A 19,658-nucleotide genomic window follows, 5' to 3' on the forward strand; every position below is an offset into this window, starting at 1 on the left:
GCTGTGCGCCTGCAACTCTCCCTTTCATGCTCACGCCCTCCCCAACTCGATTGCCACATCGGCCGCAAGGTCCACGAGCAGCCGGTCATGGGTGATGATGACGACGCTTTTCCCGGCGTCAGCCAACGTCCGGCACCAGTCACAAACCTGCCTGAGGCCCGTGCCGTCAAGTCCGCTCGTGGGCTCGTCGAGAACCACGAGATTCGCGTCAGAGCAGTAGGCGGCGGCAAGGATCACCCGCTGCTTCTGCCCGCCCGAAAGGGCAAGGGGATGGCAGGAGGCCAGGTCGCGCAGGCCAAAGGCATCGAGCGCCGCCCAGGCACGGGACCTCAGCGCGTCGTCGACCCGCCTCCCCAAGACCAGCTCGTCGGCGACGCTTCCCGCATACAGCTGGTAGTCAACATCTTGCATGACAAAGCAGCTGGAACGGCGGCGGTCCCTGCACGAGACGGGCCGCCCGTCGCGCAGCACGTGGCCCGCCCGCTCGCGCAACGCCCCGCAGAGCACGCGAGCGAGCGTCGTCTTGCCGACTCCGTTCGGACCGCAGAGTGCCGTCACGGCTCCCGCCGCAAAGTGGGCACTCGCCCCGTGCACGCCCCTTCCCGTCGACGGATACTCGTAGCTCAGGTCCACGACCGTCCACCCCCTCTCCCCTGTCGTGACGTCCTGTGTCGGGCAGGCGTGACGACGGGTCATGCCGGGGTGGCGCAGCCCCAAGGCGGCTGCCTCAGAGGCACTCAGACTCCTGAACTCCTTCGAACTCCACCGGGCTACAACACGCCCGCCGCGAAGGCAGACGTAAGAGTCGGCTATCTGCACGAACGGCTGCAGGCGGTGCTCCGACACGACCAAGGCAATGCCTTTCTGCTTCAAGTCGGTGAGGATGTCCACGAGGACGCGCGCGCCCTCCTCGTCCAAATTCGACGTCGGCTCGTCGAGCACCAGCAGCCTCGGGACCTTGGCGATCGCGGCCGCCAGCGCAACCCGCTGCTTCTGCCCGCTCGAGAGTTGGGTAAGCTCCTCGCCCAGCAGGGCGTCCACCCGACAGAGGGCTGCCGCGCCCCTCACCCGCTCGACCGTCTTGTCAGGAGAAACGCCGAGGTTCTCTGAGGTGAACGCGATCTCGTCGAAGACCGTTCCCATGAAGAACTGGCTTCGAGGATCCTGCATCACCACGCCCATGCTCTCGGCGCGCGCACGAGCGTCCCAGCTCTGGACGTCGCATCCGCAGGCCATGACCCGACCGGAAAGCGCTCCGGGAAAGAAGGAGCCCGCAAGTCCCTCTATCATACGCAGCACGGTCGACTTGCCGCTTCCGGAGGCACCGCAAAGAACCAGGCACGATCCCAGCTCCACGTGCAGGGAGACGCCATCGACCGCCCTTTGGGCCACATCGCCAGCAGGGCTCTCCTTGCCGCCGAGCTCGTCTCTCTCCTCGTCCAGGCCATACGAAAAGGAGGCGTCGAGCATCTGAACGGTAGCATCTAGGCCACACACTCCCACCGCGCCCTGTGTCGTTCCCGTCACGCCTTGGGCCATCCTCACCGCACCTTGGGTCGTCCCTGTCGCGCCTTGGGCCGCCCCCATCATGGCAGCGCCCTCGGAACAAGCATAAGCGAGGCGCACAGGGCGCCCAGACAGAGCAGCGTCACGCCGTCGCGCCAACAAAAGCCCACGTGATGCACGGATGACCGGACTCCCCGCACCTGTATGCCACGCAGTTCGGCAGCGGCGGCCAGCTCTGACGAGAGGCGCAGGCAACGCATCACCAGAGGGGCATAGAGGCACTCGTAGGCCAAGGCTGGATGAAAGATGACGTCTGTCCACCGGGCGAACACACCCCGCATGCGTATGCCGCGCAGCACCTGTTCTCCCTCGAAACCAAGAAGGGACACGAAGCGGACCATCATGCATACCCCCACCTGCACAAACAAGGGTACGTGCCAGCGGGAGAGGGCGCACATCACGGCCGAGGGCGAAAGGGTGAACAGCGCGCAGGCGACCGTGAACGGAGGTGTCAGGTGGATGAGGCTCACGAAGAGGACGCCGTAGAGCCCGGGAAGCGGCACGAGACACAGCAACGCGGAGGCAGAAAAACTCAGACAACAGCTCACCGCAAGCTTGATGCGGCCGTTAAGGGCCAGGTAGACGGCTGCGATCAGCTGAAGGAGGATCAGGGGCAGGATCGCCACGAGGGCGATCGACGCACATCCGACGATGACGATCGACGCCAGGTGCACTCGCGGATCCAGTCCCAGCACGCCCTCTCTGCAGTCGGGGGTGATCATGGGCCCCTCAGGCTATCTTGGCCTTGCGGACATGCTTTTTCAGGAGCCTCGTCCCTATGAGCCCTCCGACAGCCGTCCCCACCGCAAACTGGGCCAGCATGAGCGCTATCCAGGGAGGCTCGGTGTACTGGGCGACCATGGCGAGCACATCCTCCATGCGATACATACCGCTCAGCTGGGCGATGTAGGCATCCCGGAACAGGAGGTACGGGACGACCCCGTAGAAGCCAAACGTCACCCAATAGACGTAGAAGCCGAGAGTGGCCCGCACTGGCCTGCGATAGGAGCCGTCGCCCACCATGGACAGCTCGCCGACGGCCGCCCCAATGAGGGCGACGGGAAGACAGTAGAAACTCCCCATGAGGGTGTACAGCAAGCCAAACACCAGCGTGGTCGCGGCCAGCACGCCGCGCTTGCCAATGCGGTCTGCCATCACCAGGTAGAACGGGGTGGCAGCCAGCGGGAACAGCCACGACCCTATGAAGAACTCGACCTGCGGGGAGAAGAGCAGGTCCTCCCCCAGCTTGAGCACAAAGGTGACCGCGATGATGATCAGGTTGAACGCGACGAGGGTCACCACATCCCGCACGGTCCACCCTCGCGCCTGGCCATGTCCCTCTTGGCCCTCTCTACGCTCTGTCTTTGTTGACGCCTTTGACGCCCGTCCCAGCTCTGCCACCAGATACCTCCTCAAGGCAGTTAGGTATAACTAACCTCTTCTGCTACACTAGCGAAGAGGTACGGGGTCGGGGCAATCACGGCCAAATGTCGTCGCCTTGGGGTAGCGATTCGGCCGTTTTGGGTAGGAGGCATCCGATACAAGACATCAAACGAGACCTCTATGACATGGCGTTCAGACAGTGGGAGATGGTCCCGTCACGATCCGCCACCGGATATGGTCCTGCGGGGACTCTGTACCGCTTTCGAGGCGAGTGCGGCTCAGGCGAGTACTGGGCGTACTTTCACGGCAAGCTCTTTGCCATCAACGCCTTCGACCTCCGGTTTAGCGCACGCGGCGTTTTTCGCTACCGTCACGCCGAGCACCTCAGCATCGCGTACTACGACAGGACGGACCTGGACGTGCGCAGCTCCTTCTGCCCCACGGGCAGCCATGTCATCGGCACATACATCGCCGACGAGGGGGCAGAGTACGTCGCCCGCTGCGAGAGGGGCGCGGTGAGTCGCGCCACGAGCATCACCATCTCGCCCGACTACTACCGGCTCTACCTTCAAGAGCGCTTTGGTGACATTCCCAACGTCAGGAGGGCCTTCAAGCTCGTAAACGGCAGCAGGGACTTTCCTGCACTGGCAGCGCTGTTCAGGCAGATACGGGCCTACCGCGGGCGCGGCATCGGCGCAACCCTGTTCTACGAGGGGGCGGTCGCCGAGACGGTCGCCTTGGTCCTCGACCGCGCCGGGGAGATCGAAAGACGAGAGAAGCGAGGCACCCTTGGTGAGGACCTCGCGGGCACACGCCCACCCGGACTGCGCGTGCCCCCACGGAGGCTGGCCGCAGAGGATGCCCGCTCGCTCAACGAGGTCGAGACGTTCATCCGTCACAACCTCGACGCATGCCTCGACTGCCAGACCCTTTCGTGCCTAGCCTGCATGGGGAGAACCAAGTTCAAGACGCTGTTCAGGCAGCGGTACGGATGCACGCCCGCAGCCTTCGTCAAGCGCATCCGCATGGAGCGCGCGATGGAGCTACTCTCCGACACTGACCTCCCCATACGACAGATATCGAGACGTGTCGGCTACGCCAAGCCAAGCGCATTCACAAAGGCCTTCAGTGGGGTGACCGGGGTACTTCCGAGCGCGATGAGGGGCTGAGGCCTCGGGGTGGGAGCCGTGCGGAACTGCGCACGCTTGTCTAAACGACACGAGCGCAGCGATATCCCGTGGGCTTGACAAGCGCTGTACCTCGATTCTTCTTATTTTCATCATATACATTTAATCTTGGCCATATATATTAAAGTTCTTTTAAATAGTTGCCCATGCTTACCATCTCTGCAGTCCCGCAGCGCTACCATCTTAAGTCCCACAGGAAAGGAGATTAGCGCATGAGACGAACGGCCGAGGACGCAGCAAAGACCCGCATTGCGCTGCTTAAGGCAGCGTTGTTGTCATTTGAGGAGAAAGGATGGAGGGAGGCGACGCTCAAGCACATCGCCGAAAGGGCCGGCGTGACGCGAGGCGGCTTGCAGCATCACTTCCACGACAAGCAGACTCTGTTGGACGCAGCACTCCAATGGGGCTGGTCCGACTACGGGCGGCGCCTGTTTGAAGACCTCAATGCGGACCCCGACGGCAACGCCTCAAATCACCCACGCGAGGCCATCGAGGAGCTGCTGTCACGCTTCGTGCGACTGGTGACGGGTGATACGATGTTCAGGGCGTTGGCCTCGACGACAATGCAAGTTGCGCCACAGGCGCTCGAGCACTCCAAAAGAAACGGTATTCTCGATGATTGGCACCGACGCATCGAGGAAGTCATCGTAAACTCAACAGGACAGCTGTCACTGCTCACGCCCACAGAGGCCGCTGGTCTCGTCCTCACCCTGATCCAAGGGTTCACCGTCACCGCAGTGACCCGTCCCACCGACCTTCCGCAACCCGACAAGCTTGACACTGCCGTCAAGGCGCTGGTGAGGGGGCTGCTCGACAGCTAGATGATAGGAGCCAATCGGCGATGCAAGGCCGCATCCCATGTTCCGTAAGCATGAGGTTCGTAGGTAGGATCGCCAGGCCTCGACGCCGACCTCGCCCGCCTACCCGGCACGGACAGTCAAGTAAGGAGAACGCACATGCATGATGAAGCGGAGCTCAGGCGCATCCTCGCCCGTATGGACGGGAAGGGGTACGCCTCGTACAAACAGCTGAAAGGAAGCTACCGTCTTGGAGCCTTCGTACTCTCCGTCGACCACGTCCAGGTCGATCCCTATGCGCCACCCTCGCGGATACGTATCGGCGTCAATATGGACACAGCGTGCATCCCCGCCGATCTCATCTGCGACGCAGTGGGGAAGATAGCCGTGAGCGACTTTATGACACGCGGCTTCGATCGCGTCGCACACAGGCTCGTCCCAAAGCCTACGGGGACGGGTGGCAGTGGACTCGTGAGCATCGGGCATCCTGGTCAGGAGGTGCTCGAGCGCACGAGCGTCCTCATAACCGCAGACCTGGTCGAGGCGCGCATCGATGTGGGCCTTCCCGCCCGAGGCCGCAGGGTCCAAGGACGCCAGGCCGCCACGCTCCTCGCCGAGCTTTTGCCGCGCATTGCCGAGGCCTCCCTGCTCTTTGGGAGGATCGACCAGCAGGCCCTGCGCGATCAGGTCCTGTTCCTACGCGACCAGGAGCATCTCCGCGGCGCCTTGGCTGAGCGAGGACTGGTCGCATTTGTCGGCGACGGAGCGATCCTGCCCCGTCGCGCCGGTAACTCAGATCTTCCCCTTCAGGGAGATTCGGTCGTACCGTTCGTGAGCCCGCAGAACCTTCGGGTCTCCTTCGATCTGCCCAGCGGCCGCCAGGTTACGGGCATGGGCATCCCCGAGGGCGTGACCGTGATCGTAGGAGGAGGGTACCACGGAAAGTCCACCCTGCTTCGCGCGATCGAACGCGGCGTCTATCCCCACATTGCTACAGATGGTCGCGAATGGGTCATCACCCGACCTGACGTCGTGAGCGTGCGGGCGGAGGACGGCCGCGCGGTGACGGGGGCGGACATCTCCCCTTTCATCACCAACCTGCCCTCTGGCGTCGACACGAGCGCGTTTTGCACAGCTAACGCCAGCGGCTCCACCTCGCAGGCCGCAAACCTCGTCGAAGCCGTCGGAGCCGGTGCGTCGGCGCTGCTGATGGACGAGGACACGTCGGCCGCGAACTTCATGATCCGAGATGAGCTCATGCGTTCTCTGATCCCCGCCGACCAGGAACCCATCACACCCTTTGTCGACCGCGTCCGAGCCCTCTTCGATGAGCTTGGGGTGTCGACGGTGCTCGTTGCAGGCGGATCGGGAGCGTTCTTTGGTGTCGCCGACCTCGTTATCGCCGTCAATCGCTACGTCCCGCGCGACGTCACGCAACAGGCGCGCACGCTCGTTGGCACGCAGGCAACCCAGCCACAGAAACTCGTGTTCAACGCACTGCAGGCACGAAAGCCCACGAGCGTGACCCTTGGACCACCCAAGGATGACAGACCTGCCAAGGCACTCGGGAGGGCGACAATACGCTATGGCGGCGACACCATAGACCTCTCTGCAGTCTCGCAGCTGGTCGATGCAGAGCAGACACAGGCCATCGCCCGCGCCCTCGACCGTCTGAGCGACACGCTCGACGATCGGGCGAGCGTGTCCGACAGGCTCGACGAGCTGCTGCGCCGCATAGACCAGGAGGGGCTCGACTGGCTCTGGCCCCACCCCGGCCACCCGGGACACCTTGCCCGGCCACGCCCGTACGAGCTACAAGCCGCGATCAGGCGTTGCCGCAGGCTGAGAATCCAGACCTGACACCTACGTCCTGCCCGCCATGGCATCCGCTGTCCCCTTCTTCGAAGCCCAGCAGAAGACGGTGCCGATGCCGTCGGCCGCACGGTGGTCGTCGTGCGGGCCGAGGGTCATCGGCAAACCGAAGTCAACGTCAGGCCGGCGTCCCAAGGGCGACGTCCTCCGCCCGAGGGCATCCCCCGGCGCTCCTGGTACTCTCCCGCTCGCCCGTGTCCTGGGTTGGGCCCCAGTCGTGCCACGTCGTGTCCTCCTCGCGGGACTCGGGCGGTCTTGACGGGTCCAGGTACTGGCCGATCACGCACTTCTCGCCCCTCGTCCCGTCCCGGAGGACCTCCCATATGTCGATCTCGGAGACGCCTTCCAGGTCCTCGTGACCGACGTACGTCTCGTAATAGTAGATATGTATCTCGTACCTCTTCCCCGCGTCGGTACGGATGTTCTCGATCCAGGGATTGACCGAACGTCTCAGCGTTTTTCCATGCTCGACGTACTCATCCCCGCTCGAGCTGGTACTCCAGCCGCTCTCGCCCGTCTCCACCCTGCCCTCGAAGAAGGCCATACCCCGCTCTATCTCCCCCCTGAGCTCCGGCCTCGCGCGGCTCGTCTTGCAGAACATCGCCTCCACGCCCGCGGCGTCGTCCTCGTTCAGGCGGCGCAGGAGCTCCGATGACAGCTCGTGCTCGATGGCGGAGTCCGTCCTCGGGAGGGAGCAGCCCCCCTGCAGCAGGGCGCACGCGAGGGAGAGCGTGGCCGCGATGAACGAGCGCCTCACCACAGCTGGTCCTCCTTGCCCCTCCACGCGAGCCACGCCTTCCTGGATTTGTCGTCGAAGACCATGAGGTCCCTCTTCTCAGGGTCGCCGTTCACCCATCGCTCCCCATCTCCTCTGGGATAGTCCAAGTATAGAAGATCGGTGATTATATGGTATGGTAAATTTGCACTAAGTAACTATGGGTAAACATATATGAAGTAGCTACGGGTGAAGCGAGGCGTGCACCGCAGGCGGGCGCATGCTCCCCTATTGGCCCGCAACGAGCGCGGGGATTTGACGACATGGCCGCGCGGGCCACTGTAGGTATACGCGAGACCTCAAGGGCTGCTGACGGGCCAATCACCTGTTTTACCGAGGAAGAAGACCATGGCTGTATATGAAATGCCCCAAACATCCGCGCGATGGATCAAGGGGAAGCTAGGCGAGAGGTTCTCCCCCGTCGAGGCCGAAAGGGTGTATCAAAGGATACTACGAACATATGAGCGTTTTGCGCGTGAGGCGCCAAGCATCGGCGGAAGGAAAAACCCGATGTCGAAAAACTTCTACGGGGCGCTCTCGGCCTTTGCCTACTACGAGTGCATGAACCGTGACATGCCACCAGATGAGATCACGACCATGTGCTGCGAGATGACGATCATGGGCAGAAGGGGTGGCCAGCTCTCCCGACTCGACCTCAACAACGCCCTGGTACGAAGGATCCTCCATACACTTTTGGGACTCAGGGCAAGGAGGCTGAACAGGCATAGGGAGGACGGATCTTGGAACAACAGCTGGGGGATGAGGATAAATCCGCTGCACCACAAGGAGGGAATCAGTGTTCATCTGGTGGGCTGCCCCATTGCCGACTTTGCGAAAAGAAACGGGTATGGCGAGCTGATACCGTACTTCTGCGAGGCGGACAAGGCGATCATAGAGCATCTCGGAGGCACGCTTCACCGGGAGCACACCGTTGCTGATGGGTACGAGGACTGTGACTACTGGATCAAGAACAAGAGCGAGTAGGCAATTCCTGATGGATGTCACGACCCGGCGGACACTGGGACCCATCATCTCGCCTCCGGTCAAATGTGAGGGCCATCAGCTAAGATCTGATCAGACTTCGTATCGATCATGCGTCATTTTGAACGGATCCAAGATGACGCCTCAGTTGGTCTTTCTTTACGGTGATGAAAACGTGCACTCTGCGGAGACCGGACGAGTATCAGGACCCACCCGAGGGGACCTGTGGGCGCCTCAGGCTCATGATCCTGCACGGTCCGGATGGAGCCGTGAATAGGCATACGTCGTCCTCCACGCGATTCCCGATCTTCCCTGCATATACGCCGGCATTCTACCGATGCTAAGATAGCAGCTTGTCAAGCGGTAACATTCCACTCAGGATAGCGAACACCCTCTCGGACGGCGAGCTACCCATACAGAAAGGACAACGATGGGCAGGCGACTGGAAGAGATGAGCCTGGAGGAGCTATGGCAACTCTTCCCAATATTTTTGGTGAAGCACAACGACGACTGGGAGCGTTGGTATGAGGAAGAGAGGGCAAGCCTGTTAGCCCTGCTGCCAGATGCGGCAGTGAGGCGACTGTCCCACATCGGGAGCACCGCAGTTCCGGGCATATGGGCAAAGAACATCATCGACATGCTGCTCGAGCTAAGAGATGAGAGCTCCATGAAGGAAATCCAAGGCATCCTCCAGAAAAGCGGCTGGCTGTGCATGAGCCAAGAGGAGCACAGGATATCGATGAACAAGGGCTACACGCCTGACGGCTTTGCAGAGAGGGTCTTCCACCTCCACATCCGCGTGACCGGCGACAATGACGAACTCTACTTCAGGGACTTCCTAAGAGAGCACGCTGATACTGCCAAAGACTATGAGACGCTGAAACTGTCGTTATGGAGGGTATACGAACACGATAGAGACGGCTACACAGAAGCGAAGGGTAACTTCGTAAGGAAGTACACCAAAAAGGCAAGAGATGAGTATGGGGCAAGGTACTGATGCGGGCGACATTTGCACGCCGCGCACCATCCTCTCCCGAGAGCCCCCTACGCCTTCGCTTGGATAGACTGGAGAAGGGAACGGCTGTCTGCTTGCGGACATCTCACGAGCGACCACCTTGCCCGACCAACGGTGGGACTATCTCTCACGGCTAGCGAACTGAGTTGTTCCGCGCCCCCCAGCCCATGAAGACCCAAGCGTGAGGCCCCCGAGTCTAGCCTCATGGCAGCGTCTTTGCGGCAAAGGACACAGGATTGTGCACGAGAAGAACTACGCGAGCATGCGCTCGACCTCCTCGGGATCTATTTCCAGCAAGGCTGCAGCGGCGTGCGCGTCCACGAGGCCGGCGCGCACAAGCCTGTCGAACGCCTCGAGCCCCCCGGCCCTGCCCTCCACGTGGATCTCCTCTATGACGCTGCCCATGTCCTTTCGCCCCTCCTCCGTCTCCCTGAGCCTTCTCTTCACCCTCGACGTCTCCGGGAAGCGCGCCTCGTCGTACGCCTCCACCTCCGTGAACACCCTCATGAGGGCGGAGACCTCGCCGCCGTCCCTCGCCAGGGCGTTCACGTACACCTCCGAGAGGCCGTTCTCGAGCGTCCGCCCGCTCTCCCTCACGACCCTGTCCACATGACACGGCGAGCAGCCCTCCCCGAGGGGGTCGAACTCGCAGACGAACGCCACGCAGACGTCCGGGACGTCGGCGAAGCGCCCGCCCGGCCTCGTCCTGTCCGCCGTCACGAGCGAGGCGTGGTAGCGCGCCCTCCTCTGGAGGTCGTCCCTGTCGGTGCGCTGCGCCTCCACGTCCACGAACCTGCCGCCCGAGAGCTCGCAGAGGGCGTCGAGGACCACGGAGCGCCCCTGCGGGTTCGTGACGGCGGACTGCGGCTCGCACTCCACGACCTCGAGCTTTGGGTCCTGGAGCAGCACCCCCAGGAGCTCCCCGCAGAAGGCCTCGTCCCTCGCCATCACCCGAAACATCAGGTCGTCTATGGGCCTCAGCTCGCCCATGTCCCGCCTCGCCGCGACATATGCCTCTCCCCTCGCCATCGCCTTCTCCTGCCCTCATCATAGCACAGGACGGCATTTATTAGAACGTATGTTTTTCTTATTTCGGAATCTTCGGTCGGGGAGGCGCAGAAAGACCCATCCCACAACCCGTGGGCAATGCCTATACCGACCGGACCACGCAGCCATTCGAGGACTCCCACAACCGGGCTGCCGCTCCTGAAGAATGACAGATGTGCCGCGAGGGTACACACAGGAAGTGTTTCGTCATGTACCGGGAAGACCTCGTTCAGGCCAGGTGGAGCCACAGGCCAAGGGAGCCCCACAATGGCTTGAGAACCGAATTTCAACAAGTCATTGGTTGGTTCCGCGTCTCTAATGGCCAATTTGCACCATTAGAGACCATACACATGCTGTAACGACTACTTTTTGACTTAAAAAGTTGCTAGAGTATATTCCAGTGTTCTGATCATTGGAAGGCACGTAAGGAAAAGCCATGAGGTGGAAAGACAATGGGCAGGGGTTTCTGAGGAAGAACCTCAGGGGTAAGCTCGCATACGAGTCTTTCGTGCCAAGTCCACTTGACACGATCATCCCACTCAAACTTGACGACGAGACTATCCGCAACCTTACCGCCTGCTCAAGAATGCTCGGCAAGCTTGAGGGCATGTTGCGCTTCATACCGAACGCACCCATGTACTTGGCCATGTACGTGCGAAAAGAGGCGCTGCTTTCTGCACAGATAGAAGGTACGCAGTGCACCTTTGACGACATCCTGGATCCCGATAACGTCCCTCTCGCCAAGAGTGAGGTCGCCGACGTCGTCAGCTACGTACGGGCCACCAAGCTAGCTGTCGAGGAAATGCGAAACATGCCCCTGTGTTTGCGCCTGCTCCGCAAAGTCCATGCAACCCTGCTTGAGGGAACACGCGGGGCGGAGAGGGACCCCGGGATGGTAAGATCATCCCAGAATTGGATAGGCCCTGCGGACTGCATCCTCAGAGAGGCCGCCTACATCCCCCCAAATGTCGATGACATGAACGTCGCGCTCGGAGGGTTGGATCGGTTTCTTAACGAGAGTCACAACGTCGACCCCATCGTGAAGGCTGCCCTCGCACATTACCAGTTCGAGACGATTCACCCGTTCCTCGACGGAAACGGGCGACTTGGCAGGCTCCTCATCACGCTGTCGCTCCTCAATGACAACGTGATGAGCGGAGCCGTCTTCTACCCCTCATACCAACTCAAACTACGCAGATCAGAGTATTATGAGCGACTCATGGACGTGAGGCAGAACGGCAGCTATGCTAAGTGGGTCGCATTCTTCTGCGAGTGCCTGCTTGCAAGCGCCACTGTTGCCGATGACGCCCTCACTCACATCGTCATGCTGCATAACGACAACGCTAATCTGGTCAACGATCGGCTTGGTAGATCAGCCTCAAATGGCCAGCGCCTACTCGAGCTGCTCGAAGGCAATCCCATCGTTAACATTGGCTTCGTATGTGAACATCTTGGCATTTCAAGAACCACTGCAGCTCGGCTTGTACATGACTTCGAGAGACTTGGCATTCTGCAAAGGAGAGATGCTGGTAAGCAGCGCTATCGCGTATATCTGTACGAGGCATACCTGACCATCCTTCGCCAAGGTAGCGACCCACTGTAGGGATACACAACGACAAGGAGCCATGGGCCATCGGTAGTCCCCTTCAAATCTTGGAGGAAGAGACCCCAAGCAGACTCCTCTTGGATAGTGCCCCTCAGATTCTGGGGCACGCTGATTAGTTCCTCAGCGCTTGCGCCAGGCATCGAGGTGTCTTCCGCCCTAGCATGACCATCTCTTAAGCCGGGGCAGAAGCCCCTCCATGTAGTCACGTGCCTCGGTCTCCGTGAAGCCTGAGCCCGGGGCGGCCAGGTGGCTCACGCAGACGTCGGCCATCTCCTCCATCGTGATGTCGGGGGCGGTGTAGCCACCACCCTCGTAGCACCACTTGCAGTAGCGCGTGGCAGGCGAGCCGTCCGCCTCGGTGCCGAGAAGGCTTGGATCCGCGAGGGGCATGCCGCAGCTCTCACAACGATTGTCCCCCGGAAGCTCGAGGATTTGGTCGACTCGCACGTCAAACGCCTCGGCGATCAGCCTGAGCGTGTCGATCCCCGGCACGGTCTCGCCCCTCTCCCAGCGGGAAACCGCCTGACGGGTGACAAAGAGCCTATCCGCCATCTCCTGCTGCGTCAGTCCCGCCCTCGAGCGTATCTCCAGGATCCTCTCATCGATCGACATGGTCGCCTCCCTTGCCGACGCCTCCCTTGCCTTCCTCCGTTTTCTCATTGTATGGACAGACAAGGCTTATGTCACGCAACCCTCTGTTGCCCAGCGCGGGGGAGACATCCCAGCACCAGAGGGCGTCCGGGACACCCGACGGCTTCACCGATCAGCGGCAGTCGATGTCACGTGCGGCCTCGTGAGCATCTGGGCATGATGTGCCCAGACCTCCAGGTACTCGCTCGTCTCCCCTGACTCCCGATGGTCAAAGAAGGTCACAAAGACGAACCCGAACACCCCCGGATAGGCTTGGGTGCGGGTAAGCTTGCAGCGATGGTCATCGATCCTCTCGACGGAGCAGGTCAGCAGCGACTTGAGGATAGAGTGACTCGCGTGGATCTCTACCTTCTTTTCCGCCTCATCTACAAGGTAGATCTCGCTATCCATCGTGACGCCCTCCCTGGTCACGACCTCATACGTTCTGCCCTGGTAAAAGAAGCCGCCAGACCTATCGTAATTGACTGCCCGGTTGGTTGACAGCGTGGGCAACCATAGGTTCATCTCCTTGAGCGCCGCCCATGCCTGGCTAACACTTGTGGGACAGGTCAATGTCTCAACATACGTCTTCATATGGGGCTCCTATCGCCTGACGGCCGGCCGAAACGTCAGCACATCAAAGTTTACCCAGTGATTCGATATCTACGACATACTATATATGTATGCGCAGGACTACCGTTAGGAGTGGTGTTAAGGGCAGCTGACTCATGATACGGGTGAGCGACGAGCATACATGACACACTGTTGTCATGTATGCTCGCGTATGATGCCCTCAGTCGCAACACTCCAAGCCGAAGGGAAGCAACCATGGCACTCGACTTCAAGAAAGAATACAAGGGTCTTTACCTTCCACCTCGAAAGCCGGGCATCGTCACGGTGCCGCCGGCGAGCTACCTGGCAGTGCGCGGGCATGGTGACCCCAACGCCGAGGACGGCGCGTACCACCGGGCCATCGAGCTGCTCTATGGGGTCGCGTACACCATCAAGATGTCCAAGAAGGGAAACCACCGCATTGACGGCTACTTCGACTTCGTGGTGCCGCCCCTGGAAGGTCTCTGGTGGCAGGAGGGCTTACACGGCGTGGACTACACCCGCAAGGAGGACTTCGACTGGATCTCCCTCATCCGTCTGCCCGACTTCGCGGGGCCAGACGAGGTGGAGTGGGCGAAGGGCGAGGCATCCGCCAAGAAGGGGCGCGACTTTGGCGAGGTGGAGTTCCTTGCGTATGACGAGGGTCTCTGCGTGCAATGCATGCACGTGGGCCCATACGACGACGAGCCCGCGACGATTGAGGCCATGCACGCCCACATGGAGGCCCAGGGCTACGCGCTCGACATCACCGACGAGCGCCACCACCACGAGATATACCTCTCTGACACCCGCAGGGTCGCGCCCGAGAGGCTCAGGACCGTCGTGCGCCACCCGATCCGCGTCGCCTGAGGATCCGCATCGCCTAAGCCATACAGAGTCCTTTATACTCGGCAAGTCCCGTCAAAGTGTACGTTTTCGTCATATCGCTTGAACCCACCCAGCGCGACGTCCTTCTCTACAAGGACACCGCCACATCGGCAAAAGCGAACTCATCAAGCAAGCGCTTGTCAGGCGGGGCGGATCCTCGATCTACTACGAGTGCCACCAGATCCCCAAGTGCCACCAGATCCCCAAGGCCGACAACATGGCGAGCCTCTCGGCGCTCGTCTTCGAGGAGCTCGGCTTCCCCGCTCGCCTTCTCGGAGATCCGCGAGGTCATCGAGCTCCTGTTTACCCAGGCAGAGAGGTGCAGTATCGTGCTCGTCTTAGATGGAAGTATAAGCTGGAGGTGTAAGTGGCAGGAACGTGGCCGAAGCCGTCGTCGGTCGTGTGACGAGGCGGCGATGCGGCGATGCGGCGATGCGGCGCACAATATGCGTAGGAGTCATGCAGGGTTTCCAGCGGAGTCGAGAATGACGCGCGATGCGATAAAATACTCATAAATTTTATTACAGCACCTCGTGCGAGAAGGGCACCCTCCAATGGATGGCCAGAAGCTGAAAAAACACGTGCTTGGGTCAAAGAAGACCGAGCGGATCATATTCGCCGCCACGCCAGAGATGAAAGAAGCGTTGGAGACGATAGCGCAGGAGCAGTGCGTGAGCCTCTCCGCCCTCCTCACGTCGCTCGCCGTGGAGGAGATCCTAGCAAACAAGGGGCTATTCGCACACATCGCCACCGCGAAGTGAGCGATTGTCTCGCCCAATTTGGCGTATGGGCAATGATCGAAATCTTACATGCGTAGGTGATGGTAGAGAGCTGCCCCCGTGGCGACACGCCGGCTACAAACACCAGCCCATGTAGAGCGGGAGGCGCACGCGATCTCCCTCAACCTGCATCTGCTTGGGGTGTGCAGCACGTACTGCGTGCCGACGCGCCTCCCAAACGTTTCCTTGAACCTGTCAAGCGACGTCGTGCCGTACTGCCTCGGAGACTTCACCTCGATCGGACTCACTCGAGGCTTGCACGCCGCATTCGCGTAGGGACGCGTGACGAGGAAGTCGATCTCCATGCGCTTCTCCTTCTGCGCCTTGCCCGACTGCGAGTAGAAAAAGAGCCGATGCCCGGCGGCCACAAGCATCTGGGCAACGACGTTCTCTACCAGCATGCCCTCGTTGACCCCAATATTCCCGCGCAAGATCGACCGATACACGCCCTCATCCGTAACGTCCCCGTCCGCGAACGCAAGTGTCACGAGAAGACCGGTGTCTGCCATGTAGCACTTCAGTGACGAGCACTCCATGTTCAGCGAGAGTCCCACACCAGGGTCGTTAGGGGCATAGCAGACGTTCGCGATGCGAGCGTCAGAGAGCCAGAAGAATGCCTCCTCGTACCCCCGCATGCGTGCGTTCTTCCCCATCGACGCCAATGTGAACTTCTTCTCGCGCTTGGACAGCTGTCCCGCGACGTTATCAAGCACCGAGACAACCTTATACTCACAACCCTTGGCAAATCTGGCGACATCGTTGCGGTAGAGTTCGAGTATCCGCCTCTTCTCCTCGTCTACGGGCGCGAACTTTCGGTGCTCGACGTACGTGGCAGCAGGTCGTGGCATACCACCGACCAACAGATACTCTCGCAGGAGCCCTGCCGCCCGACGGTGCAGACCGTCGGGAAGCGGTTGCAGGGCCTCAAATTGCCTGCGGATGAGGGTCGCGAGCTTCTCCTCACCCATGGCCCAGAGAAATTCCTCGAAGTCAAGGGGACCAAGACTAACCGCCTCCTCCTCCGAGGGGATGATAATGCCCTCGACGTTCTGCCGTATCGAGAGCAAAGAGCCAGTCTCTATGTAGTCGTAGCGACCATCGGCAACCAGATACTTGATAAGGCCGCGCGCTTGGGGAAACATCTGGACCTCATCAAACACCACGAGTGACTTGCGCTTCACCAGATCGACCCCATAGAATGCCTGAAGGTACAAAAAGAGGGTGTCAAAGTCCGTGCGATAGTCTTCGAAGTAGGCCTTTACCTCGGCTGAAGCTTGAAAAAGTCTATAATGAGGCAGGAATCGTACTCGTTTTTCCAAAGGCCTCGACGAGGGTACTCTTACCCACACGACGAGCCCCCTTCAGAAGCACGGCCGTCTTACCTTGCCTCTCGCTCTTCCACCTGAGCAGTCGGTCATACACCTTCCGCCTGAGCATGATGAACTCCTCCCTCTGCACGTTCACCACTACTTCGTAGCCCTCACAACGCACGTTGCGCAAATCTATGATGGCATAGAATTGCACGATACGCAAAACCCTACCACCGCGCCTCTTACCTCGACGCTAAGGGACACAGGGAGCATGGCACGGAGGCAAGAAGGCGGCGATGAGAGGGACGTATGTAGCTGCCCGCCGCCACACCACGTCAGCAGGCAACGGGCTTTGCTACACCCCTGATTATGTGGGACTCGACGATCTCAACGATCCTACTGAGGTGCGGGTGTATCTTTCCGCACGTCCAAGGAGTGCAAGGAGTACCGAAGATTCAAGATGTCCGTATCTTGGTGTTGTCGCTCCATTAGCGTAAGGTGGAGTAACCGACGACTGCGGCAAACGCCTCGCCAGAGTGCGTCTTTCCGTGAGACATCGGGCCAGAGTAGGTAAGGAGGTGACCCAGAATGCGCTTTTCCGTGAGGTCATCTACACAGAATGCGCTTTTGCGTGAGGCATCTCGACATTTGCCCAGGTGAGAAAAGACGCATTCTACGGAAAAGTGCACTCTGGCTGCAGACCCTCACGGAAAAGCGCACTCTGGGTGGCTGCCCGCACGCGGAATGCGCTTTTGCGTGAGGGCCAACGGACAGAGTGCCCCTTCCATCGCGTCGCCCACACAGAGTGCACTTTTCCGTGAGTGGCCAGCGCCAAAATGTGCTTTTCCGTGAGGTCATCTACACAGAATGTGCTTTTCCGTGAGGCGGCGGGCTCAGACTGCGCTTTTGCGTGAGGCCGTCTGCGCAGAATGCGCTTTTCCGTGAGTCCAGACTCCAAACCGAGATCTGCGGACCCTCGCGCAACCCGCCCCGCAGGCTGGCGGGTGGTTGCTCGAGCGCATTTGCCCAGTTGAACCTCTTTCCATAGTGCCCCGCAGCCTGGCGGGCGGTTGCCTCGCACATCCCGGGCGCCGCAACGTGACGGAAAAGCGCATTCTGCCCAACCCGCAGACTGCAGACTGCGCCTTTTGGTGACGCCGCAACCACAGACTGCGCTTTTCCGTTATGTTCCACATGCAGACTGCGCTTTTTCGTGAGGCGGCGCCACGTTTGCCCAGGTGAGGAAAAGCGCATTCTACGGAAAGACGCATTCTGGCGTTGGGCCCTCACGGAAAAGCGCACTCTGAGCTCGGTCTCTCACGGAAAAGCACATTCTGCATACGAACCGGTGACCAAAGTCCCCCAATCACCCTCCCCCACGTGCACAAGATTTACCACCACCTGACATAAGCTGGCATAAGCTAACATGAGCTGAGGCACCAGCCCCGTCTCTGCGATAGGATAGGCCCTTGGAAGCACAGCAAGGGAACGAGAGGGAACGTCAAAGGCATGCCTGCGCACGACATCACACCGAGCACCATCAAGCCAGGGGTCCCCACCATCTTCAGGACCTCGTGGGGAACCCTGCTGCTGAGCGTCGTCTGCTGTCTGCTTTGGGGCAGTGCCTTTCCTTGCATCAAGCTTGGCTACCAGCTGTTCTCCATCAGCGCATCTGACACGGGCTCCAAGCTCCTCTTTGCCGGCGTGAGGTTCTTCCTTGCCGGCGCCATGGTCGTGGCCTTTGCCAGCCTGCGCGCCCATCGCCTCGTGCGCCCGCATAGGGATGAGTTGGCAGCGGTCGCGCTACTTTCGACCTTCCAGACTGTGCTGCAGTACCTCTTCTTCTACCTGGGACTCTCTCATGCACTCGGCACCACGAGCTCTGTCATCAACGCGAGCTCAACCTTTCTCTCCATCCTCTTGGCGGCGCGCGTGTTCAGGCAGGAGAGGCTCGGCGCACGCAAGGTCCTAGGCTGCGCGCTAGGCTTCGGAGGGGTCGCACTCATCAACCTCAGCTCCCTCGCTGCGGGAACGGGCCTCGCGCTCAACGGCGAGGGGCTCATCTTCCTCTCGGCGCTCTGCGGCGCCATCGTGACCTGCCTCTTGCGCGTCCTCACGCAACGCCATGACCCCGTGATGCTCAGCGGCTGGCAGTTCATGCTGGGTGGCGTGACGCTCGCCTGCGTGGGCGTGGCTCTGGGCGGAAGACTTTGGGCCACGGGGCCGCAGGGAGCCGCTCTCATCACGTACATGGGCCTCATCTCGGCGGTAGCCTACTCGCTCTCGAGCGTCCTGCTCTCGGTAAACCCCGTCTCGCGCATCGCGATATACCGCTTCATGACGCCGGTCTTCGGCTTTCTGCTCTCGGCGCTGCTGCTGGGAGAGACACAGAGCATCGAACCCATCCGCGCAACGCTGGCGCTCGCGTTGGTCGCGGCAGGCATCATCACCGTGAACTGGAGCACCCCAGATCCGCCCCAGGCAGCGCATGACGCACGGCCATGGGGCAAGATCCAGACAGCGACCCCAAGAACATCTGCGGCCTGCCCGCCAGATAACACCGACCCCGGACAGGGCAAGGCTAGGCGCTAAACTTAACCACCACTTCCCCCGCCCTCACGTCGCCCTCGTGAACAAGCTCGACGGAGGCGAGGTCATCGGTGTTGGTAAGCGCCATGATGACGACGGTGTCGTGACCCGCAGCGGCAATCTTCTGCTTGGAGAAGGAAAGCAGCGGCTCGCCGGCGCTCACGTGCGCTCCCTTGGTCGCATACACGGTGAATCCCTCACCTGCCATCTCGACCGTATCGACACCAACGTGAATGAGGACCTCCGCGCCATCATCGCCCGTGATGCCGACGGCATGGTAGTTGGGAGCACCAGCCGCCGTCAGCGTACCCGAGACGGGCGCGTAGACGACCTCCTCAGATGGCTCGATGCCGCATCCCTTGCCCATCGCCCCGCTGTTGAAGACCATGTCGCTGACCTTCTCCAGGGCGATGGCCTTTCCCGCAACCGGCGCGAGAATGCTGCCGGCCGGGCAGCTGACCGAAAGTGCCTCGGGCTTCTGGGGCGCGGCGGCCTTCTTGAATATGTCGAACAGACCCATTCCCCCATCCTTTCTGGGCGCTGGCACGCCCGCTCTCACTGGACGCTGGTGCGCCCATCTACCACTTCCTTACATACCTACTCATATCATGGACACCATTGTAGACCAAAGGGATGGCGCCG

General features: G+C 60.8%; 20 protein-coding genes. 9 read left to right on the plus strand and 11 right to left on the minus strand.

Annotated elements, in window-relative coordinates:
* Positions 1 to 30: 30 nt before the first annotated feature.
* The 3 genes from ADJ70_RS07760 to ADJ70_RS07770 are packed head-to-tail and all read right to left on the minus strand — an operon-like array spanning position 31 to position 2,967.
* Positions 31 to 1,590, minus strand: coding sequence for an ABC transporter ATP-binding protein (locus ADJ70_RS07760; RefSeq protein ID WP_253273140.1), 1,560 nt, complete (start codon positions 1,588 to 1,590; stop codon positions 31 to 33).
* The gene (locus ADJ70_RS07765; protein ID WP_050340606.1) at positions 1,587 to 2,288 is read right to left on the minus strand and encodes an energy-coupling factor transporter transmembrane protein EcfT; all 702 of its coding nucleotides are present in this window, start codon (positions 2,286 to 2,288) and stop codon (positions 1,587 to 1,589) included. The genes ADJ70_RS07760 and ADJ70_RS07765 overlap by 4 nt, the downstream gene beginning before the upstream one ends.
* A 7-nt stretch (positions 2,289 to 2,295) precedes the next feature.
* Positions 2,296 to 2,967, minus strand: a complete 672-nt coding sequence (locus ADJ70_RS07770; RefSeq protein WP_050340607.1) for an MptD family putative ECF transporter S component — start codon at positions 2,965 to 2,967, stop codon at positions 2,296 to 2,298.
* A gap of 167 nt (positions 2,968 to 3,134) precedes the next feature.
* On the opposite strand from ADJ70_RS07770, the gene ADJ70_RS07775 reads away from it, so the two are divergent.
* From ADJ70_RS07775 to ADJ70_RS07785, 3 genes are all read left to right on the plus strand, one after another.
* On the plus strand, positions 3,135 to 4,118 hold the full coding sequence (locus ADJ70_RS07775; RefSeq protein WP_216597244.1) for a helix-turn-helix domain-containing protein: 984 nt from the start codon (positions 3,135 to 3,137) through the stop codon (positions 4,116 to 4,118).
* A gap of 230 nt (positions 4,119 to 4,348) precedes the next feature.
* Positions 4,349 to 4,957, plus strand: a complete 609-nt coding sequence (locus ADJ70_RS07780; protein ID WP_050340608.1) for a TetR/AcrR family transcriptional regulator — start codon at positions 4,349 to 4,351, stop codon at positions 4,955 to 4,957.
* A 135-nt stretch (positions 4,958 to 5,092) separates the two neighbouring features.
* On the plus strand, positions 5,093 to 6,793 hold the full coding sequence (locus ADJ70_RS07785) for an ABC-ATPase domain-containing protein (RefSeq protein WP_050340609.1): 1,701 nt from the start codon (positions 5,093 to 5,095) through the stop codon (positions 6,791 to 6,793).
* Between the two features lie 130 nt (positions 6,794 to 6,923).
* Here ADJ70_RS07785 and ADJ70_RS07790 read toward each other — a convergent pair whose 3' ends face one another.
* A complete protein-coding gene (locus ADJ70_RS07790) occupies positions 6,924 to 7,562 on the minus strand; it encodes a DUF5104 domain-containing protein (RefSeq protein ID WP_157051450.1) in 639 nt (212 codons plus the stop codon).
* 528 nt (positions 7,563 to 8,090) lie between these two features.
* On the opposite strand from ADJ70_RS07790, the gene ADJ70_RS07795 reads away from it, so the two are divergent.
* Together ADJ70_RS07795 and ADJ70_RS07800 are read left to right on the plus strand one after the other, a co-directional pair.
* On the plus strand, positions 8,091 to 8,564 hold the full coding sequence (locus tag ADJ70_RS07795) for an L-2-amino-thiazoline-4-carboxylic acid hydrolase (protein ID WP_216597245.1): 474 nt from the start codon (positions 8,091 to 8,093) through the stop codon (positions 8,562 to 8,564).
* Positions 8,565 to 8,991: 427 nt separating this feature from the next.
* Entirely contained in the window at positions 8,992 to 9,558 is a 567-nt protein-coding gene (locus ADJ70_RS07800; protein ID WP_050340612.1) for a GrpB family protein, read from the plus strand.
* A 270-nt stretch (positions 9,559 to 9,828) separates the two neighbouring features.
* Here ADJ70_RS07800 and ADJ70_RS07805 read toward each other — a convergent pair whose 3' ends face one another.
* Positions 9,829 to 10,605, minus strand: a complete 777-nt coding sequence (locus tag ADJ70_RS07805) for a hypothetical protein (RefSeq protein WP_050340613.1) — start codon at positions 10,603 to 10,605, stop codon at positions 9,829 to 9,831.
* A gap of 454 nt (positions 10,606 to 11,059) precedes the next feature.
* Between ADJ70_RS07805 and ADJ70_RS07810 the strand changes: the two genes are divergently transcribed.
* Positions 11,060 to 12,226 carry a Fic family protein gene (locus tag ADJ70_RS07810; RefSeq protein ID WP_050340614.1) on the plus strand — a complete coding sequence of 389 codons (1,167 nt, stop codon included), beginning with the start codon at positions 11,060 to 11,062 and terminating at the stop codon, positions 12,224 to 12,226.
* Positions 12,227 to 12,385: 159 nt separating this feature from the next.
* On the opposite strand, the gene ADJ70_RS07815 is transcribed toward ADJ70_RS07810, so the two are convergent.
* Positions 12,386 to 12,841, minus strand: a complete 456-nt coding sequence (locus tag ADJ70_RS07815; protein ID WP_050340615.1) for a zinc ribbon domain-containing protein — start codon at positions 12,839 to 12,841, stop codon at positions 12,386 to 12,388.
* Between the two features lie 144 nt (positions 12,842 to 12,985).
* Positions 12,986 to 13,453, minus strand: a complete 468-nt coding sequence (locus ADJ70_RS07820; RefSeq protein ID WP_050340616.1) for a hypothetical protein — start codon at positions 13,451 to 13,453, stop codon at positions 12,986 to 12,988.
* 234 nt (positions 13,454 to 13,687) lie between these two features.
* Here ADJ70_RS07820 and ADJ70_RS07825 point away from each other — a divergent pair, with 234 nt between their 5' ends.
* Positions 13,688 to 14,320 carry a GyrI-like domain-containing protein gene (locus ADJ70_RS07825; protein ID WP_050340617.1) on the plus strand — a complete coding sequence of 211 codons (633 nt, stop codon included), beginning with the start codon at positions 13,688 to 13,690 and terminating at the stop codon, positions 14,318 to 14,320.
* Between the two features lie 106 nt (positions 14,321 to 14,426).
* Here ADJ70_RS07825 and ADJ70_RS07830 read toward each other — a convergent pair whose 3' ends face one another.
* Positions 14,427 to 14,630, minus strand: a complete 204-nt coding sequence (locus ADJ70_RS07830; RefSeq protein WP_050340618.1) for a hypothetical protein — start codon at positions 14,628 to 14,630, stop codon at positions 14,427 to 14,429.
* A 262-nt stretch (positions 14,631 to 14,892) separates the two neighbouring features.
* On the opposite strand from ADJ70_RS07830, the gene ADJ70_RS07835 reads away from it, so the two are divergent.
* Positions 14,893 to 15,099, plus strand: coding sequence for a hypothetical protein (locus ADJ70_RS07835; RefSeq protein ID WP_050340619.1), 207 nt, complete (start codon positions 14,893 to 14,895; stop codon positions 15,097 to 15,099).
* 44 nt (positions 15,100 to 15,143) lie between these two features.
* Here the strand turns inward: ADJ70_RS07835 and ADJ70_RS07840 are convergent, their stop codons facing one another.
* Both ADJ70_RS07840 and ADJ70_RS15090 read right to left on the minus strand, forming a co-directional pair.
* A complete protein-coding gene (locus ADJ70_RS07840; RefSeq protein WP_216597246.1) occupies positions 15,144 to 16,298 on the minus strand; it encodes an ATP-binding protein in 1,155 nt (384 codons plus the stop codon).
* 103 nt (positions 16,299 to 16,401) lie between these two features.
* Positions 16,402 to 16,641, minus strand: a complete 240-nt coding sequence (locus tag ADJ70_RS15090; protein ID WP_216597247.1) for a hypothetical protein — start codon at positions 16,639 to 16,641, stop codon at positions 16,402 to 16,404.
* A gap of 1,295 nt (positions 16,642 to 17,936) precedes the next feature.
* Here ADJ70_RS15090 and ADJ70_RS07845 point away from each other — a divergent pair.
* Entirely contained in the window at positions 17,937 to 19,019 is a 1,083-nt protein-coding gene (locus tag ADJ70_RS07845) for a DMT family transporter (protein ID WP_083443895.1), read from the plus strand.
* Here the strand turns inward: ADJ70_RS07845 and ADJ70_RS07850 are convergent.
* A complete protein-coding gene (locus ADJ70_RS07850; protein ID WP_050340620.1) occupies positions 19,009 to 19,536 on the minus strand; it encodes a PTS glucose transporter subunit IIA in 528 nt (175 codons plus the stop codon). The two genes, ADJ70_RS07845 and ADJ70_RS07850, sit on opposite strands and share 11 nt — an antisense overlap.
* Positions 19,537 to 19,658: the final 122 nt, after the last annotated feature.

It is taken from the genome of Olsenella sp. oral taxon 807 (genome assembly GCF_001189515.2).
Taxonomy (GTDB): domain Bacteria; phylum Actinomycetota; class Coriobacteriia; order Coriobacteriales; family Atopobiaceae; genus Olsenella_F.

Bases quoted from the DNA above. Each gene is read 5' to 3' on its own strand.
- ADJ70_RS07760 (WP_253273140.1), bottom strand. From the start codon at position 1,590: ATGATGGGGGCGGCCCAAGGCGCGACAGGGACGACCCAAGGTGCGGTG.
- ADJ70_RS07765 (WP_050340606.1), bottom strand. From the start codon at position 2,288: ATGATCACCCCCGACTGCAGAGAGGGCGTGCTGGGACTGGATCCGCGA.
- ADJ70_RS07775 (WP_216597244.1), top strand. From the start codon at position 3,135: ATGGCGTTCAGACAGTGGGAGATGGTCCCGTCACGATCCGCCACCGGA.
- ADJ70_RS07780 (WP_050340608.1), top strand. From the start codon at position 4,349: ATGAGACGAACGGCCGAGGACGCAGCAAAGACCCGCATTGCGCTGCTT.
- ADJ70_RS07785 (WP_050340609.1), top strand. From the start codon at position 5,093: ATGCATGATGAAGCGGAGCTCAGGCGCATCCTCGCCCGTATGGACGGG.
- ADJ70_RS07795 (WP_216597245.1), top strand. From the start codon at position 8,091: ATGTCGAAAAACTTCTACGGGGCGCTCTCGGCCTTTGCCTACTACGAG.
- ADJ70_RS07800 (WP_050340612.1), top strand. From the start codon at position 8,992: ATGGGCAGGCGACTGGAAGAGATGAGCCTGGAGGAGCTATGGCAACTC.
- ADJ70_RS07805 (WP_050340613.1), bottom strand. From the start codon at position 10,605: ATGGCGAGGGGAGAGGCATATGTCGCGGCGAGGCGGGACATGGGCGAG.
- ADJ70_RS07810 (WP_050340614.1), top strand. From the start codon at position 11,060: ATGAGGTGGAAAGACAATGGGCAGGGGTTTCTGAGGAAGAACCTCAGG.
- ADJ70_RS07815 (WP_050340615.1), bottom strand. From the start codon at position 12,841: ATGTCGATCGATGAGAGGATCCTGGAGATACGCTCGAGGGCGGGACTG.
- ADJ70_RS07820 (WP_050340616.1), bottom strand. From the start codon at position 13,453: ATGAAGACGTATGTTGAGACATTGACCTGTCCCACAAGTGTTAGCCAG.
- ADJ70_RS07825 (WP_050340617.1), top strand. From the start codon at position 13,688: ATGGCACTCGACTTCAAGAAAGAATACAAGGGTCTTTACCTTCCACCT.
- ADJ70_RS07830 (WP_050340618.1), bottom strand. From the start codon at position 14,630: ATGACCTCGCGGATCTCCGAGAAGGCGAGCGGGGAAGCCGAGCTCCTC.
- ADJ70_RS07835 (WP_050340619.1), top strand. From the start codon at position 14,893: ATGGATGGCCAGAAGCTGAAAAAACACGTGCTTGGGTCAAAGAAGACC.
- ADJ70_RS07845 (WP_083443895.1), top strand. From the start codon at position 17,937: ATGCCTGCGCACGACATCACACCGAGCACCATCAAGCCAGGGGTCCCC.
- ADJ70_RS07850 (WP_050340620.1), bottom strand. From the start codon at position 19,536: ATGGGTCTGTTCGACATATTCAAGAAGGCCGCCGCGCCCCAGAAGCCC.